Here is a 17,417-nt window from a genome sequence, read left to right on the forward strand (position 1 = left end):
AGCTTTATCCTTACGTAGTTTTACATATATCCTCTTACAACATCAATTACGCCGTCAATCTTTCTCAGTCTCGACACAATAGAATTGAAATGGTCGGTGTTCTTGGTGTGCACCGCAATGGATATGTTTACATCGTCAGTTTCGTCCTTGACACGGCAGTTGATGGAGGTAATACCAACTCTCATTTCTGCAAGTGCCGAGGAAATAAGTGCAAGAAGCCCGATAGCATTATGCGCGAAAATATTTATCATAACCTCGTAGTTAGCCTCGGTGTTATCACTTACCCCGCCCTCCCAGTGTGCAGCCAGCCATCGGTCTGCATTTTCGGGGTTTTTCATGCCGTTAACAGCGTTGGGGCAGTCTTTCTTATGGACGGATATGCCATAGCCCTTTGTAATAAATCCTATTATGCTGTCGCCCGGAAGCGGATTACAGCACTTGGCAAACTTGACCTGACAGTTATCCACACCGTCCACAATGACATTCGGACCATGTACCGAGTGCTTTGAGGGCTGAGGCTTTTGCTCAAAAATAGCAAAAGGCTCGGATGCCGGCGCAGGCGGAACTACAACACGGTCGAATTCGTCCTTAAGCTTACGGCTTATTTTACTGAGCGCAAGACCGCCGTAGCCGATGGCATTGTAAAAGTCATCCACCTCGTAAAAGCCCTGGCGTTTGGAAACATTTTTTATTACCTCATTTTTCTGTGCCTCGGTAAAAGGAATATTATACTTTTTAAGTTCCTTATCTATTTCATTCTTTGCTTCCGCAATATTCTCAGTACGCTTCTCACGCTTGAACCACTGGCGTATTTTATTTTTCGCCTCGCTGGTCTTAACTATTTTAAGCCAGTCGCGGTTAGGTCCCTTGGATGCGGAGGATGTTATTACCGACACAATCTGACCCGTCTGCAAAACAGTATCTATGGGCACTATCATACCGTTTATTTTTGCGCCCACCATTTTATTGCCGACCTCGGAATGAATGGCATAAGCAAAGTCAATGGTATTGGCACCGTTGGGAAGATTTATAACGTCGCCCTTTGGAGTAAAAACAAAGGTTTCGTCACCGAAAAGGTCAACCTTGAGAGGACGCAGATATTCATCGGGGTCCTCAGAGTCTTTTTCGGTTTCGATAAGCGTACGTATCCAGGCAAGCTTTTCCGCCATGTTCTTTTTATCCGTAACGCCGTCCTTATACTTCCAGTGTGCCGCAATACCGTATTCCGCAGTTCTGTGCATTTCCCAGGTACGTATCTGTACCTCAAAGGGAATACCGTCACGTCCGATAACGGTGGTATGCAAAGAGCGGTACATATTGGGCTTGGGCGTGGAGATGTAGTCTTTGAATCTGCCCGGCATGGAATTGAACATTTCATGAATAATACCCAAAACCGTATAACACTCAAGCTCTGTGTCAACAAGTATTCTTATAGCATAGAAATCGTATATTTCGTCAAAAGACTTGTTTTGATTGTACATCTTTTTGTAGATGCTGTAAATGGTCTTTACTCTGCCCTCCATGCCGAACTTTATGTGCTGTTCGTGCATTTTTTCGGACAGCATGCTCTGCGCACGCTCCAGAAAGCCTCTGTTGGCACCGTACTTTTTGTCTATATCCTGTCTGACCTCTTCATAGCCTATGGGGTCAAGATAGCGTATAGCAAGCATTTCCAATTCCTGCTTTATTTTCTGGATACCGAGCCGGTGCGCGAGAGGCGCATAAACATGCATGGTTTCCAGTGCAATGGAGCGCTGTTTATCCTCCTTGTGCGAGCTGAGAGTGCGCATATTGTGAAGTCTGTCACACAGCTTTATGAAAATGACGCGCAGGTCCTTGGACATAGCCAGGAACATTTTTCTCAGGTTTTCTATGTGTTCCTCTTCTTTATCGTCAAAGGGTATGGCTACAAGCTTTGTAAGACCGTCTACAAGCTCGGCAACCTCGGGGCCAAACTTCTTTTTTATCTGTTCAATATCAACTTTATCACCGCAGTCCTCCACGGTATCGTGAAGCAATGCGGCACAAATAGAATCGGTGTCAAGCTGAAGGCTTGCCACTATCTCCGCCACTGCAACGGGATGAACTATATACGGTTCTCCGGATTTTCTGAACTGTCCGTCATGCAGTATTTTGGCATATTCGTACGCCTGCATTATTTTTTCAAAATCATAGCTGTAGCCTGTTGCCGCCAGCTTTGACATAAGATTGGAAATGTTATCAGCCAAGAGCTACACCTCTCATTCTATTACCGTATCTGACGCCCGTGCACGCATGGCGCGCAGTTTTGATGAATTATCCAGCGGTGTTTTGGCGGTATACGGATTTATTCTTATGTTGCGTATTTCCAATGCTCCGCCTTCCGGCGCTGAGCAGGTTATTATTCCCAACTCATCCAGAACATCCACCGCAATAAATAATTTATGCAAATCAAAGCGTTTTGGGCTTTTCTGCGAAAGCATACGGCATACGTAGGTCAGATCAACCGTTTCACCCTCCGTCCGCACAAGACGGCACAGTGCGGAATATACATCCTTGAAGTCCTCACGGCCGGGGATACTGAGCTGATTTATGGGACATGCCGAATCGTTTTCACACTTGAGATACGCTTGCTTTTTAAACTCGAAATACTCCGTCAGCGACGAGGAAAGACGTATATCCCGTATTATAAACTGCAACTGCTTCTGGTTTTGGAAATTATTTATATCAAGATTGCAAGCTATATCTACTCTGTCGCCCGCAAGATATTTGAGCGAAGTACTGGGCATTCCGAAAAACAAAGCATTAATAGTCATATCTCCGTTCTGAAGAAGCAGTTTTGTATGCTTATTCTCGGCAAGCGGAGTAATACTTACAATGGATGCTCCCGAAAAATACAACAGCGGAACAGGGTTCGCACAGCCGTACGGCTCGAGTGCGTTTATTTCATCCATGGTTTTGAAGTTCACATCGTCCTTGCGTATCTCGCAGTCAATGGTTATGGTCTTTGTCAACATTTCGGGAGTCAGAATACTTCGTGCATAATCGTTTATCTTTTTCTTGAATGCGGCAAGATTTGCCCTTTCTATGGAAAGCCCCGCCGCAAGCTCATGTCCGCCGTACTTCATAAGCAAATCGGAGCAGTGGGTAAGTGCCTTGTTAAGATCAAGACCTTTTATGCTTCTTCCCGAGCCTTTACCTATCTCAACACCGCCCTCTATGCCCTCGTTTTTGAAGGAAATAAGAATGGACGGCAGGTTGTACCTCTCGGTAAGGCGGGAAGCAACTATTCCGATAACACCGTGATGCCAGGTATCGTCATCCAGTATGATAACACGGTCATGCTCAAAATCGTGCTCCTGTTCAATTTTCGCGACCGCGCCTTCAATAATATCATTTTCCACAAGCTGGCGCTGTTTGTTTGTAGCACACAGCTCCTGAGCGATTTCCTTGGCTAACATAATATCATCTGCCAGGAACAGTTCAACAGCACGCACTGCATTGCCGATACGCCCTGCGGCATTTATTCTGGGAGCTATAATAAATCCAATGGCAGCCGAGGTTATTTTACGGCTTTTGCCCTTATAGTTGTTTACGCCCGATTCTTCAATCAAAGCCTTAAGACCGAGGTTGGCGGTATGCTCGATACGTTCAAGTCCCGCTCCGACAATCACACGGTTTTCGCTCATAATGGGCATAACGTCGGCAATAGTACCAATGGCAACAAGGTCGCCGTATTCATCGCATATTTTATTAACTGTTTCCAACGCACTGCGTGCAAAGAAAACCTCATCCAGTGCGCACAAAAGCTTAAATACCACTCCCACACCCGCCAGCTCCTTGAAGGGATATTTGCAGTCGGGACGCTTGGGGTTTATAACAGCGCAGGCATCGGGAAGAACCTCACGGCATTCGTGATGATCGGTTACAATGGTATCCACACCGCAATCCAGTGCAAACCTGACCTCATCCAAAGCGGTTATACCTGTATCCACCGTTATTATCAATTTTCCGCCACGCTGTGAAAAGCTTTTTATTACCGTATCGTTAAGTCCATAGCCCTCGCCGGTACGGCTGGGAATGTAATACTCCGCATTTGCACCGATAGAGCACAGATATTTATACAGCACTGTGGTGGAGGTTACGCCGTCTACGTCATAATCACCGTATATCATGACCTTTTCACGGCTGTGGACAGCCTTTATAATACGGTCTACGGCTGTTTTCATGTCTTTCATGATAAAGGCGTTGAAAAAATTGTTGTAACGCTTATTAAGGAACTTTACAGCCTCATCGCAGGTTTTTATACCGCGGTTCGCCAATATTACGGCAGTGGTATGCTGAAGTCCCAGTGTAGCCTCAAGCTCTTCCACCAGACCCTCATCGTATTCTCTTATAATCCACTTTTTCATAATACCACCCCAGTGTAAATAGTTATTAATATAATATTATATAGTATTTACACAAAAATTACAAGAACATTTCGTAAACAAAGTGCCCCAAACCTATAAACAAAGGCTGTGCATCATGTTGCACAGCCTTTGTTTATATCTCGTTCCGGCTCAGCCAGTCAATAAATCCGTACAGAAAACCTGCTTTCTTTTATCAAGCGAAGCAATCTTTTGGCTTATAGCAGGTGTAATTTCGGTTTTTTCAAGCTCATTCACAGCTCCTATAAGAATTCTGTCGGGTGTGGTTTTAAGCACCTCGCATATCCGCATAAGCACATCAATACTGGGTATAGAGCGTGCCGTTTCTATATTTAACAAGTACTTGTCCGACAGCTCCGCCATTTCATTTACCTGCCACTGCTTAAGACCCAGTTCCTTTCGGCGCGCCGCTATTCTTTTTCCGACCTCTTTATAGTTTACGTACATAATACCGTTACCTCACATTTTTTCTTCAAGGTAATTTTATATTATGATAGCCCCAAATCAAACTTATCATAAGTAGTTTTTCATCTTTACATAAGAATTTACACACGTTATAATAAGTTTATCCACTATAAATGCGAAAAGTACGAGGCTCTACAATGATTGATATAATATTTAAGCGAAGAAAAATCATCGAAACCGCCGTGTTGTCACTTAATCATTGAACACACGCGGAGGATAGCTTTGCTTGTCGGAAACTACCATTTGCAGTATTTCATCAAAGCTCTTCCACTCAAGAACATCGGAATAAAACTCATTAATGCGACGTGCCGTTTCATCCAGTGCGCGCATACCCGTCATAAGCCCGTTGGACATAAGGCTCTGCCAGTGGGTTATGAGAATTACCCACGAGCCGTTGTTTATAATATCAACTATTTCGCCCGACTTGCCGTCTGCGGTTATAAGCTTGTCCACAACGGAATTGAGATATTCGTCATCATTGCGAGGGGTGTCGATTGTCTCCCAGAAACGGTCATGCGCAATGGCAGGTATGGAAACTACGCAACGGTCATCCTCCTCCAGCGCTATCCAGGGCTTTGCATTTTTTACGCCTCTGAGATTACGCAGGAAGTACCAGGCGTTTTTCTTTCCGCTGACCTGATATACCGCCTGAGAAATTGCCGCAACATACTCCTCTTCCACCTCTATACCCGTTCTCCATGGGGAGGTTATTCCGCAGGAATCTATACCAACCTCCTTCAGGAGCCTGAGCGCATGCGCGATATAAGGAGTAAGGGTCGTTCTGTCCTGTTCTTTCGCCCAATCGTCCTCACGCAAAGCAAGTGCTTTTCCCGTGGATATATCCACCGCCATGTTGTGGGACAGAATTTCGGGTCCGATGGCAAAGCGTGGGGCTAAATGTTTTTTTGCCATATCCAGCCATTCCGCCACCTTTTCATATTCAACACCGTCAATACCATTAACTATGTCACCGCGGTTTCCCGGCATGGGAACTACACTGAATTTACCTTTGATATTTCTTTTTTCAACAATATCGCAGAACATTTCCATGGTTTTATTATCGTAATACTCGATTACGGGACGTCCGTCCTCGGTAAAGCCTGTTTTATGGTGGGCATGATATACCGAGACACAGGGTGCCGGATCGTCAATTATAATTGAAACAGGTATTTTTTTCATGATAAACTCCTTAATTTGATATAATTTTTAAATCTGTTATGCATTTTTTATCGGTATCAATAGAAAAAAGCGCCGCGTTCAAAGTGCAAGGTGTGTCTGCTACCTCAAATCGCTGAGGCATACCGGTAAGGAACTTACGTATAATTATTTCTTTTTTTATGCCCAGCACCGAGTCATGAGGACCTGTCATTCCAATATCGGTAATGTAGCCCGTTCCGCCCGGCAGAATGCGTAAATCAGCCGTCCGGACATGAGTGTGAGTGCCGAAAATGATATTGATTTTACCATCGAAAAAGTTGCCGAACGCCACCTTTTCACTGGTCGCCTCGGCGTGAAAATCACATATCGAAAAGTCATATCTCCCCTTTTCGTGCTCCAAAATCCGCTGTGCCGTTTCAAAGGGACACGCAAGAGGTTCCATAAACACACGTCCCATAAGGGAAATAACCAGTATTTTATAGCCATTTATGTTTTTAACGGTGTATCCCTGGCCGGGGCAGCCGGCAGGATAATTGGCAGGGCGAAGCACATCGTCATGGCATTCCAGGTAATTCTGCATTTCGTTTCTCTTCCAGGTATGGTTGCCGCCTGTCACCACATCGGCTCCGCAGGTCAGAAGAACATCTGCTCCGTCGGGGTCGGTGCTGTTATACTTTCCACAGTTCTCACCATTGACAATAACCATATCTGCTTTATGGGAGGAGCGTATTTTCCACAAATTATTTTTTATAAATTCTTTGCCGTTTTCTCCCACCACATCGCCCACACAAAGTATATTTATTATACTCATTTACTGTCCGTCCTTGTAATTAATTGTCGAAAAAACGCGTTCAAACAAAGCTTCTTGAATCAGCTCTGTGTTCATGGTTATAACACATTGCAGTACAAAAGTTGTACCGCAATGTGTTATAATTTTTGCCGAGTTTACCGCACAATCCGCAGAGTTTTCCACATTTTCGTCCTGCGGCCGCGGATTTTAAAGGAGTTTTCCGCACAACCCGCACAGTTTTCCACACAAAAATGTGGAAATGCCTATAATTAAAGGGTTTCAGGCTGTGGATAACTTTCGCCGAAGGTTTCAACGGTTACCTTCTTCATTACCTGCTTTTCAACGGGAGCGTCACCCCACGAGGTTTTGGTCTGAGCGATTTTGTCAACAACATCCATTCCCTCGATAACTTTTCCGAAAGCGGCATACTGACCGTCCAGATGTGGCGCGTTTTCGTGCATGATAAAGAACTGGCTTCCTGCGGAATTGGGGTTCATGGAGCGAGCCATTGAGAGAACACCCGCGGTATGCTTAAGGTCGTTTTTGAAGCCGTTGATGGCAAATTCGCCTTTGATAGAATATCCGGGGCCACCCATGCCGTTGCCGTTGGGGCATCCGCCCTGAATCATAAAACCACAGATAACACGGTGGAAAATAAGACCGTCATAATAGCCTTTATTCACAAGGCTGATAAAGTTATTTACGGTATTCGGAGCGATTTCGGGATAAAGCTCTGCTTTGATAATGTCGGAGTTTTCCATTTCGATTGTGATAACGGGATTTTTCATTTTGTTTACCTTTCTTTATTAAAAAAATTATAATTCTGCATTGTCTCCCTCGAGAAAGCGTATCGCCTTTTCTACGGCATCCTTTGCGTCTCCCCAGGGTTCATCGGCATAGCGGTAATCGAATTTCTTACAGAAAAATGAGATATTATCCTTAACCTTTTCAATATAAGGAGCTTCAACCGCGGCAACAGCATTAAGAAAATCAGGCTGCTTTTTCTTTGATACAAAAAGCTTGGCGTACTTCAAAAACAAACCGTAATGCTCAAGGCAGAAGTGGTTCTGCGCATCCAGCTTTTTACGGAACGACGGATCGTTTTCCCACAAAAGGCACGCAGTTTCCAGCATTTTGTTGAAATTCTTTTCAATTCGGGAACATACGTAGCAGGAATTGCTTATCTCGCCTGCCGCCTCCTCAACCTTTGAAAGCTTGTCTTTGAGAAGCGATATTCCTCCCGCACTGACTCTTTTGGAAACCTCATCAAGATGACTTCCCAGCATAAGAGCAAGTCCCAGGCGGTTTTTGAGATTGTACATTTTTTTGTAATGCACATCGCAAAACCCCAGATTATTGGTCTGTATACGTATATCCGGCTCCATCATGGAAGCCCCTAAAATCAAATCAAGCTCGTTATCTTCAAGCTTTTTGTACAAAAGGCAGAACGGACACTGTTCGTTTTGTTCAAACGCCTCGTTGACGGGAATGGTATAAATTTTTTCCATATTTTCTCCTCGGTTATAGCCGAAAAGAGCCGAACTCATGTCGGTTTCGAGGACGATTTTCGCCCCTTTCGGCGTTATTTTTTCTTGTAATATGTACATATAACTGCGCAAAAATGCCTTGAAAGAAACAAAAATCGTTCCTTGAAACTTCCCTCGAACCGAGGAAAGATAATTTTCGAGCAGAAATGCATTCTGCGCACAAAGATGTATTTATGCCGGAAAGAAATTTTCTCGGCGGCATTAGTTCGGCTCTTTTCGGCTATTTCATAAAACGCATCGTCCACGCCTGAAGCTTAAGGCGCTTTGACAGGTATTCATCCTTGAAATCATCACTCTGCACCCAACCCTTAAGGCAATCGTCCGTAAGGTCTGGCAGTACTGAAAGGTCGGGAAGCTGAGGAGCAGGCTTAAGAATAATTTTCTTTTCACCGCACAAAACAGCCATGGCTGCTCTCAGCCAATCGGCAGGACCGATTTTTTGGTTTGCAACCGTAATACAAGTCGGCAGGAATTGCTCGGCATTCATATCATATGCCGATTTTATCATATCCTCCGCGTCAACCGCAACATCGTTTTCAACAGCATAGGGTGTGTCGAGGAAGCCGTAAACCTTGCCGCACACATGCTTATCCTCACCCATGAGAAAATCACGGCAGGCAAGAAAAATATCGGATATGCAAAGAGAACAGGGCTGTGTCACGGGCATAAACTCCGCATTAAGCTTATCCCTGAGAGCGGGAATATCGGCTTTTTCTATTTTTCTTTCGCCCTCATTCTTTATTTCATCCGCCAGCTCAGAATAATTCGTTATTCTGAAACGGCTGTCATTTTTGATGCGGTTTATGAACCTGCCGATATTCTTATAGAAGTTCTCGGTGTCCTCGACAGGTCTTCTGTTGCATTCTTTCCAATTGCCGTACTCGGCAATATTGGTCTTATAGTAATTGAGCTTATCCCAGAACTCAGTGAAATTTGCCATATTGGGATGAGTAAATATAACAGCGCGCTTTTTGGTTGCAAGAAAATCCAGTATTTCGCTTATTTCCTCGTCGCTGTTTTTGGTGAGAAGCTTTTCAAGAGCAAAAGTATATTTTACCTGATATATATTACAGTAAAAAACTCCTCTGCCATCCTCGGTATCGCAGAACGTATCCGCGTATACCGGTATGCCCATATCCGCATAGCCGTACATAGCAACATAGGATTTCTGATTTCCGGGCGGGCAGGCGACTGTCATCACTCTGCCGTCGGTGGCTTTTTTTATCATTCCGACAGCCTCGGTTTCCTGACGGATAAACTCATTGTACGCTTTATCGAAATCTTCAAGGTCGGTGTATTCGTTGATGGTAGGATGAAGCGAATGACCATAGGAATGAGTGCCTATATCGTGATACTTAAGGGCATCCGTAACGTCCTTACGTCCCCACTTGACAAGCTGGTCGGCAAGAAGTCCCACAACGCAGAAGCCACCCTTGACACCCGATTCTCTGAGCACCTCCGCCTCTCTGTACACGGCATCCGCCGCAACCGAGGATGTAAAATCCTCTGTATCGAAAGAGAAAATTATATCTGTCATAACTACCCCCATAAAAATTCAATCACTTGGCATATATAGCTCAATATTTATATTTCCGTTTAAACGCTTCTGAAGCCTCTGCCGATAATTTCACTGCTTGTGGTTATAATGATAAACGAATGAGGATCGATTTCTTTGACTTTGTTACGGAGTCTTATGGCTTCAATTCGTTTGCATACTGTATGAATCATGGTTTTTTCTTCTTTTGTAAATTCACCGATAACAGAATTAACCGTAACCCCGTGATGAAGTGTCTTTATGATAAAATCGGATATTTCCTCACGTTTGGTCGTAATTACAATAAAATATTTGCAAGTGTTGAGATTTTCAATCATGCTGTCAACAATAAATGCCTTTGCAAACAAGCCCATCAGTGAGAACAAGCCTATCTGAACGCCGAAAACAGCAAAGGAGCTTGCGGCAACAAAGAAATCAACCGCCAGCAATGCCTTGCCTACGTCGACATTTGTATATTTTTTCAGAATAAGCGCGGCAATATCGGTTCCGCCGGAGGATGCATCGCTGTTAAAAATCATTGCAGAGCCGACGGAGGTAAGAATCATGGCATATGCCAGCTCCATAAACGGTTGGTTTGTAAGCGGCTGCGACAGCGGCAAGACCACCTCTAAGACATATGTGACTGCTGAATAGAACATACTGCAGTAAACCGTCTTTATTCCGTTTTTTGTGCCCAGAAACAAAAAACCGAGCAACAAAAGGGTAATATTCAAAATCCATATCCATGCGGCAGGTGTTACGGGAGTAATTTTACCGAGAATTGTGCCTATACCCGTTACTCCTCCGGTTGCAAAGCCGTTTGGAATCTTGAAAAAATAAACTCCGCAGGAAAGAAGTATGCAGCCCAAATTGATAAACAGAAAATTCTTGAGTTTGCTTTGTTTTTTCATACCCTACCTCTCAAATGTCAAATCCCGGTAATGCCTGTAATATAGACATCTTTCACTGACACCTTTCCCATATGGTGAAGGATTTCTTTTTATCCATTAAATCCGATAATTTATTGAGTTTAGTTTAACCGACAAATTCAAAGTTTAATGTCTGTTTTTTTGATTCGCCCGGTTTTATAAATTCAAGCATTCCCTTTTCTCTCATTACATCTCTTCCGTCAGGAGTGCAGTTTCCGGGTTCAAGTCCCATAACATAGTCATATTCTCCCATCATTTTCCATTGAGTAAAGCACTTAAGCTCATTTGTATCGAAAATCATCTTCATGCCCTTTTTTATTTTGGGATTATATATGCTGACTTCTGCCTTTCCTGAAAATTTATGATAAAAACACATTTCTTCATATTCTGCTTGCGGACCTTCAACCCTCAGACAGTCAGCCAGTCCTGTCACAGAATGTTCGTTTCTGGCAACGATTTCAGCTGACGGGATTCTTATTTCAGTATCCTCACACAGAAGCGGATAACCCATATTGCAATGATACATAATTTCATACGGTGCTTCAGATGAACCTGTATTTTTAACAGTATCCGTCATTGTAAATTTGTTTTCAGCAAGTGACACCACATATTCTCTTTCAAGGACAAGCTTGTGAGAAAAGATGCGTGCATCGCGCACTGTCGCCGTGATATAAATGTTGTTATCATCTATTCGGTAAGCGAAATTTTCGCAAGGGGTATTTGATATCGTCCCGTGAAGCGGAAGCTGCTCGCCATCATCAGTACAAGGGCTTCCCACAGCTGTCAGTCCGCATGTGGTGCAAAATCCGGCTGTAAAGGATTTCAAAAATCCAATCCCATCCTTGTCATAGTATTTTGGAGAGACATACCCACAAGCAGAAATAAAACTAAAGTTATCGCCTTTTAAACTAAGCCTTGTAATGTCCGCACAGCGATCAAGTGAAACCCAGAATTCAAGTCCTTTTCCGTTTCTCACATATAGCATGCGCATACCATCGCCTTTGCCTCCGGAAAGACGCATTTCCTCTACGCCGTAAATTTGTGTTGGGTTGCCTATATACTTATTCATAAGTATTCTCCTTCTCATTGTAATATAGATGCCTATCTTTTTGTACATAAGGGATAGCCGATTTAGATGCCACTGATTTTAAATAAATAATTAATAATGAATGATGAATAATTTCGGTTGAAAATCACAAAGTGATTTTCTTTTTATATAATTCAAATGCGGAGCATTTGTTCCTTAATTCTTCATTATTCATTATTCATTTTTCAATATTCATTGAATTCATCTCCGATGAATTCATTATAAAATGCGTGTACAATTTAGATGCCGACTCAACAATCTTTATATAAGTGACAATAGTTCATCCACATCTTCCCGTTTTGTCGCAAAGGTTGTAACCATTCTTGTAAGCCTTATTTCTTTTTCCCAGTATGAAAGGTCGTATTTTTCGTTTGCTTTATTCATCTGTTCTTCATTTAATATGCAAAAAACAGCATTTGTATCTACGGGATAGTAAATCTTTATTCCCTTTTCTATGAGTTTACTTTCCAGATATTTTGCCTGCGAATTTGCGTGGCTGGCGGTTTTTTTCCAAAATTCATTTTTCAAAAGATATTCCATCTGAACACCTAGGAATTTTGACTTATCAAGATGCTGAAGTGCTTGTTTTTGCAAATATTCAAGAGCGGTAAAATGCTCCGCTCTTCTGAAGATGACCATTTCGCCGAACATAGCACCTGCTTTTGTACCACCAAAAGAAAACGCATCAACGCCCGTTTCTTCAATCATTTCAGCAATACTTGTATCAAGAGCCACCAGTGCATTTGAAATTCTTGCACCGTCAATATATACATACATATCTCTTTCATGAGCAAAATCACAAATTGCCTTGATTTCTTTATTGGTATATAAAACACCAAGTTCTGTAGGCTGTGTTATCACAACTACCTGAGGTAAATATTTATAGTTTTTGATTTTATTCAAATAGTCACCTATTACTTCGGGAGTAAGTTTGCCCATTTTGCCTTCCATAGCAAGTATTTTATTACCAAGCATACTTTCAAAAGCACCACATTCGTATGTATGTATATGAGTATGGTTTTCACAAAGGATTGTACCCCATCTGTCTACCATACTTTTCATTGCCATTATGTTGGCAGCTGTCCCGTTTGAAGTATAAACAACCTTTATTTCGTCTTTGAAGTTTTTTTGCATAAGCTCTGTTGCACTTTTTGTATAGCAGTCATGACCAACTTTGCCATCCACTTCAAGTTCATTTATTCTCATCAGTTCTTCCATAATCTCCGGATGAGTATTTGTCCAGACTTCCCCTCTTAATACCTTTGATTTCAAAACTCACATCTCCCTTTTAAATATTTAACCCAGATGAAATTATTATAGAATCAGTAAATAATTTTGATTCCAACTGTTTTTAATGAATTGACAACTGTCGTTGTCATGAATTGGCTGAAGCCATGAATTCTCGCTATCGCTCCATGAATTGAATTGCCTTTAATGTGCGTAAGCACAATTCATGAGCCGCAAGGCTCAATTCATGAAATCTTCAAATTTCAATTCATGCCGAAGGCAATTCATTGAGTTTGCTTCGCAAACTCATTATATCACACTACAATTCAAAATTCAATACAAATGTGCAAACAAAATAGTTTGTTTTTTTAATCGCTTTCGGACAAAATGCCATATTTTTGGAGACATGGCTCCATTTACTTCCAACGCCGTACGATATATAATTGATTCATAAAATATGAAAGGATTCACCGATTATGATTATCAATAAACTCGACGGTGAGCTGTTCTGGGGCGGACGTGTAAAAGACCTTATGCCCTACGAAACAGGCTCGGGACACATGGACGGCGATATGTCCTCCAGCTACCACAACACGGGAAACCAGCTGGGTGGCATGCTTCTTTCCAACAAAGGACGCGTTATTTTTTCCAACAATCCCTTTGATTTCGATATACGCGAAAAAGAGGTGGAAATAACGGCACATCAGGATATTGTCATGAGAATGGCGGGAACTACGCTCAAAGACGCCTATCTTTATATGATTAACAATCTTCTGAAAAAGCCCGAAAAAACTCCCCCGAAGGAGTTTTTCAAAATGCCGCAATTCAACACCTGGGTGGAGCTTATCTACAACCAGAACCAGAAAGATATACTGGAATATGCCCACAGCATTATAAACCACGGTCTGCCGCCGGGAATACTGATGATTGACGACAACTGGCAGGAACAGTACGGTGTATGGAAATTCCACGAAGGACGTTTTCCCGACCCCAAGGCAATGATGAAGGAGCTCCATGAAATGGGCTTCAAGGTTCTTTTGTGGATAGTACCCTTCGTAAGCCTTGACAACGAGACCTCCCGCGAAATGATTAAAAGAAAGCTTCTTATACGCGATGCCGACGGTGCAAATCCACATGTATTCAAGTGGTGGAACGGTTACAGCGGCATACTGGATTTTTCAAATCCCGAAACGGTAGAATACTTCAAGGGCAGAATGGACTGGCTGATGGAAGAATACGGCGTTGACGGCTTCAAATTCGATGCAGGTCAGCCCTTCTATTATGACACCAAGCTCAAATACTACAAAACACCAAAAACACAGGTTGAAAACTCCATGCATTACTGCAACTTTGCGGCAATGTACGAATACAGTGAGCTTAAGGACGGCTTTAACGCCGCTCATCTGCCCGTACTTCAGCGTCTGGGCGACAAAAGTCACAAATGGGAAGAAGGCGTGCAAACCCTTATTCCCGGCATTACAGCTCAGGCTATAATGGGATATCAGTTCACCTGTCCCGACATGATAGGCGGAGGAAGCTGGGTAGACTTTTTGCCCGGTAAGGAGCTTGACCAGGAGCTTATCGTAAGATATGCCCAGTGCTGTGCCTTTATGCCCACCATGCAATTCTCGGTTGCACCCTGGAGAGTGCTTTCGGAGGAAAATCTGGGTTACATACTGGACGTCATAAAGCTTCATGACAAATACGTCCCCTACATTCTGGAGCTTATCGACAAATTCATGGAAAACGGTGAGCCTGTTGTGCGCATGATGGAATACAACTATCCCCACAAGGGCTACGCGCAGATAAAACAACAATATATGCTGGGTGATAAAATACTGGTTGCACCCGTTGTAGAAAAAGGCGTCACAAAGCTTGACGTAATACTTCCCGAGGGCAAATGGCTGGCAGATGACGGAACGCTTTACGATGGCGGACAAACCGTTACGGTGGATGCCCCGCTCTCCCGTCTCCCGTATTTCACACTTCAGTAATAAAAATCAGTGCTTCTCACGAAGCACTGATTTTTATTATTTCAAAGCTCTATCAAGCTTACATCCTTGCCGTATTCCTTCACCGTGCCGTCGGGAAGAATAACCTTTTTATCCACATTTAAGGGAGCCTTTACATTCAGCTTAAATCCGTCGGTATTTTCCCATGAAACTTCAACACCGCCGAATCTGGTAGACACAACGCCCTTAGCGTAGGTAAGATGTGCCGTCACGGGCTTAATGACTATAACTTTCTCAAAGCCGGTTTTTACCCCGAGAATATTTGAAGCAAGTTCGTTAAGGGGAGCACTGCTCCAGCCATGGCATTCGCTTCTTGGGTTATCGGGGTTTTCGCACCACGTTGTACAGTGCATATCCAGCATTTTTTTCCAACCGTCAAGATTATCGAAAATTCTTTTTTCCATTCCGCATTTTTCCAATGCGCGGAAGAAATAGTAATTCATGCTGAATGATGATTTTCTCAGCTCGGAGCTATGTATTTTTTCCATGATTTCCACAGCGTCCTGTCCCTTTTCCAGCTCGGAAATAACCGACCACATAACAGTATGCATGCTGTATTCATCTTTATCGGAGGAATCACGGTACAAGCCCTTTTGCGCATCAAAGCAGTGCTTCTTTATCGCCTCGGCAAGCTTTGCATACTTTTCTCTGTATTCTGCACCCAAAAAAGGTCTGCCGCTCTTTTCCGCAATATCGGCAGCGCAGAGAAGAGCATAGGCAAAATACATATTGTATACGGTTATGGGCTTACCCGCATTAATGTTCAGAGTACCTATATACCATCCGGGAACCCAATCCACAAAGTCCCAGTATCTTGATTTGGAAATAAGTCCATCCTCGGACAGATTTTCGTAAAAATACTGAAGTATATTATCTACATTATTGAGAAACTTTCTTGCAAAAACAATATCAGCCGAGTATTCAAGATAATCGTGCAGCATAAATATCCAGAAAAACGAAAATCCCGGTATAACCTGCGTCAGCACAGACGGATAGTTGGCTCGAAGAAGTCCGTTCGGCAGTTGAGAAACAGCAAATTCTTCTATGGCTTTTCTGATTATTCTGTCATCGTCGGTCATCTTCTGAAGAACCGCACTTTCGATGGCAGAATCCATATCATACTGCTGCTGTTCGTAATAAGGACAATCATAAAAGGTTTCGTGAGTACAGCAAAGCATTGTGTTTATACTCACTTCGTACATTTTATTGAAGTACTCATCCGAGCACTCAAAGCTGCCTTTTTGCTCAATGGGGTAGTTCCAACGCATTGCCTTTACGGATTTAAGCACCGCGGCTATATTTTCACTCTCGATTCGTATATATCGGAAAGTTCTGAACCAGAAAGGTTCGTACACATACGCTCTGTCTGTTTCAACAGTATCCCAAAAACCTTTTATATCCCCTTCGTCCGCTCCGTCTCGCATGAATTTACCGTTTTCGGTAATGTAGCATTCGGCATATATTATTTTAGCGGACACCTTATCTGCGAAATCAAAGCTTACTTTTGCAGTCATATTCATTCCCGCATCCAGCTCCACGAAATCTTCTCCGGATTTTATAACCTTAAGTTCCATGGCTTTCTGAGGAAAAATCATGGGAATGGGGCGCGGCGTCAGTGTGGGATCTCTGAGTGTTCCGCAAGGATATGTTTCAAGTCCAAATTCATAATCATATCCGCCGTGCTCTTCGATTTCAATCGGCTCAAAGTCTTTTGAAAGATCTATATCCTCAACGGGAGCGATACTCTTCCATTCCGCGCATCTGATACCAATCTGATTGTTCTTAACGCATGTCCAGCCCGAATCGCTGACTATGGTGTTAGTAGGAGATTTTGCTTCAAAATTGATCTCCGGCTGATTCGTCTTGAAAACAGTAGAAAGGCAACGTTTCATAGTTATATGCATAACTATTATCTTGATTTCGTTTTCGCCCGCCTTAAGCTCGTCCGTTTCAACAGTATCGTAATATTTTACGTGCTCATGGCCCTTGCAGGGGCCCTCACAGATATATTTGCCGTTTATCTTGAGGAGATATCTTTCGGAAGTATAAATATTTATTCTGTACTTTTCCTGCTTTTCAAGCGTTACGTTTTTTGTGAATTCGTACATTCCCTCGGGAACGAAGTCATTCTTGATTCTTACAAACCTTACTCTCATTTTTTCCTCCGTATTCAAATATTATAATGTCACACACAACAATCTTTATTGAAACCATTATACGATAAGAAAAATGAAAAATCAACTACTTTTAGGGAAAAAT

General features: G+C 42.8%; 13 protein-coding genes. 1 reads left to right on the top strand and 12 read right to left on the bottom strand.

Annotated features, from left to right (window positions below; genetic code table 11):
* Positions 1 to 20 precede the first annotated feature (20 nt).
* From E7588_04205 to E7588_04255, 11 genes are all read right to left on the bottom strand, one after another.
* Entirely contained in the window at positions 21 to 2,204 is a 2,184-nt protein-coding gene (locus tag E7588_04205) for a bifunctional (p)ppGpp synthetase/guanosine-3',5'-bis(diphosphate) 3'-pyrophosphohydrolase (GenBank protein ID MBE6688468.1), read from the bottom strand.
* Positions 2,205 to 2,240: 36 nt separating this feature from the next.
* Positions 2,241 to 4,391 (bottom strand): single-stranded-DNA-specific exonuclease RecJ, encoded by a 2,151-nt coding sequence (gene recJ / locus E7588_04210; protein ID MBE6688469.1) that lies wholly within the window; start codon positions 4,389 to 4,391, stop codon positions 2,241 to 2,243.
* Positions 4,392 to 4,541: 150 nt separating this feature from the next.
* Positions 4,542 to 4,856, bottom strand: a complete 315-nt coding sequence (locus E7588_04215; GenBank protein MBE6688470.1) for a helix-turn-helix transcriptional regulator — start codon at positions 4,854 to 4,856, stop codon at positions 4,542 to 4,544.
* 210 nt (positions 4,857 to 5,066) lie between these two features.
* On the bottom strand, positions 5,067 to 6,053 hold the full coding sequence (locus E7588_04220) for a hypothetical protein (GenBank protein ID MBE6688471.1): 987 nt from the start codon (positions 6,051 to 6,053) through the stop codon (positions 5,067 to 5,069).
* Positions 6,054 to 6,063: 10 nt separating this feature from the next.
* On the bottom strand, positions 6,064 to 6,843 hold the full coding sequence (locus E7588_04225; protein ID MBE6688472.1) for a TIGR00282 family metallophosphoesterase: 780 nt from the start codon (positions 6,841 to 6,843) through the stop codon (positions 6,064 to 6,066).
* 248 nt (positions 6,844 to 7,091) lie between these two features.
* Positions 7,092 to 7,610 (bottom strand): peptidylprolyl isomerase, encoded by a 519-nt coding sequence (locus E7588_04230; protein ID MBE6688473.1) that lies wholly within the window; start codon positions 7,608 to 7,610, stop codon positions 7,092 to 7,094.
* A 27-nt stretch (positions 7,611 to 7,637) separates the two neighbouring features.
* Positions 7,638 to 8,330 carry a hypothetical protein gene (locus tag E7588_04235; GenBank protein ID MBE6688474.1) on the bottom strand — a complete coding sequence of 231 codons (693 nt, stop codon included), beginning with the start codon at positions 8,328 to 8,330 and terminating at the stop codon, positions 7,638 to 7,640.
* A gap of 259 nt (positions 8,331 to 8,589) precedes the next feature.
* Positions 8,590 to 9,906, bottom strand: a complete 1,317-nt coding sequence (locus E7588_04240; protein ID MBE6688475.1) for a hypothetical protein — start codon at positions 9,904 to 9,906, stop codon at positions 8,590 to 8,592.
* Positions 9,907 to 9,965: 59 nt separating this feature from the next.
* Positions 9,966 to 10,814 (bottom strand): YitT family protein, encoded by an 849-nt coding sequence (locus E7588_04245; protein MBE6688476.1) that lies wholly within the window; start codon positions 10,812 to 10,814, stop codon positions 9,966 to 9,968.
* A gap of 124 nt (positions 10,815 to 10,938) precedes the next feature.
* Complete coding sequence (locus tag E7588_04250) at positions 10,939 to 11,901, bottom strand: DUF4432 family protein (GenBank protein MBE6688477.1); 963 nt, start codon at positions 11,899 to 11,901, stop codon at positions 10,939 to 10,941.
* A gap of 279 nt (positions 11,902 to 12,180) precedes the next feature.
* The gene (locus tag E7588_04255) at positions 12,181 to 13,191 is read right to left on the bottom strand and encodes an aminotransferase class V-fold PLP-dependent enzyme (protein MBE6688478.1); all 1,011 of its coding nucleotides are present in this window, start codon (positions 13,189 to 13,191) and stop codon (positions 12,181 to 12,183) included.
* A 431-nt stretch (positions 13,192 to 13,622) separates the two neighbouring features.
* Between E7588_04255 and E7588_04260 the strand changes: the two genes are divergently transcribed.
* Entirely contained in the window at positions 13,623 to 15,140 is a 1,518-nt protein-coding gene (locus E7588_04260) for a glycoside hydrolase (protein ID MBE6688479.1), read from the top strand.
* Between the two features lie 41 nt (positions 15,141 to 15,181).
* On the opposite strand, the gene E7588_04265 is transcribed toward E7588_04260, so the two are convergent.
* Positions 15,182 to 17,314, bottom strand: coding sequence for a hypothetical protein (locus E7588_04265; GenBank protein MBE6688480.1), 2,133 nt, complete (start codon positions 17,312 to 17,314; stop codon positions 15,182 to 15,184).
* Positions 17,315 to 17,417 lie beyond the last annotated feature (103 nt).

Source organism: Oscillospiraceae bacterium (assembly GCA_015065085.1).
Taxonomy (GTDB): domain Bacteria; phylum Bacillota; class Clostridia; order Oscillospirales; family SIG627; genus SIG627.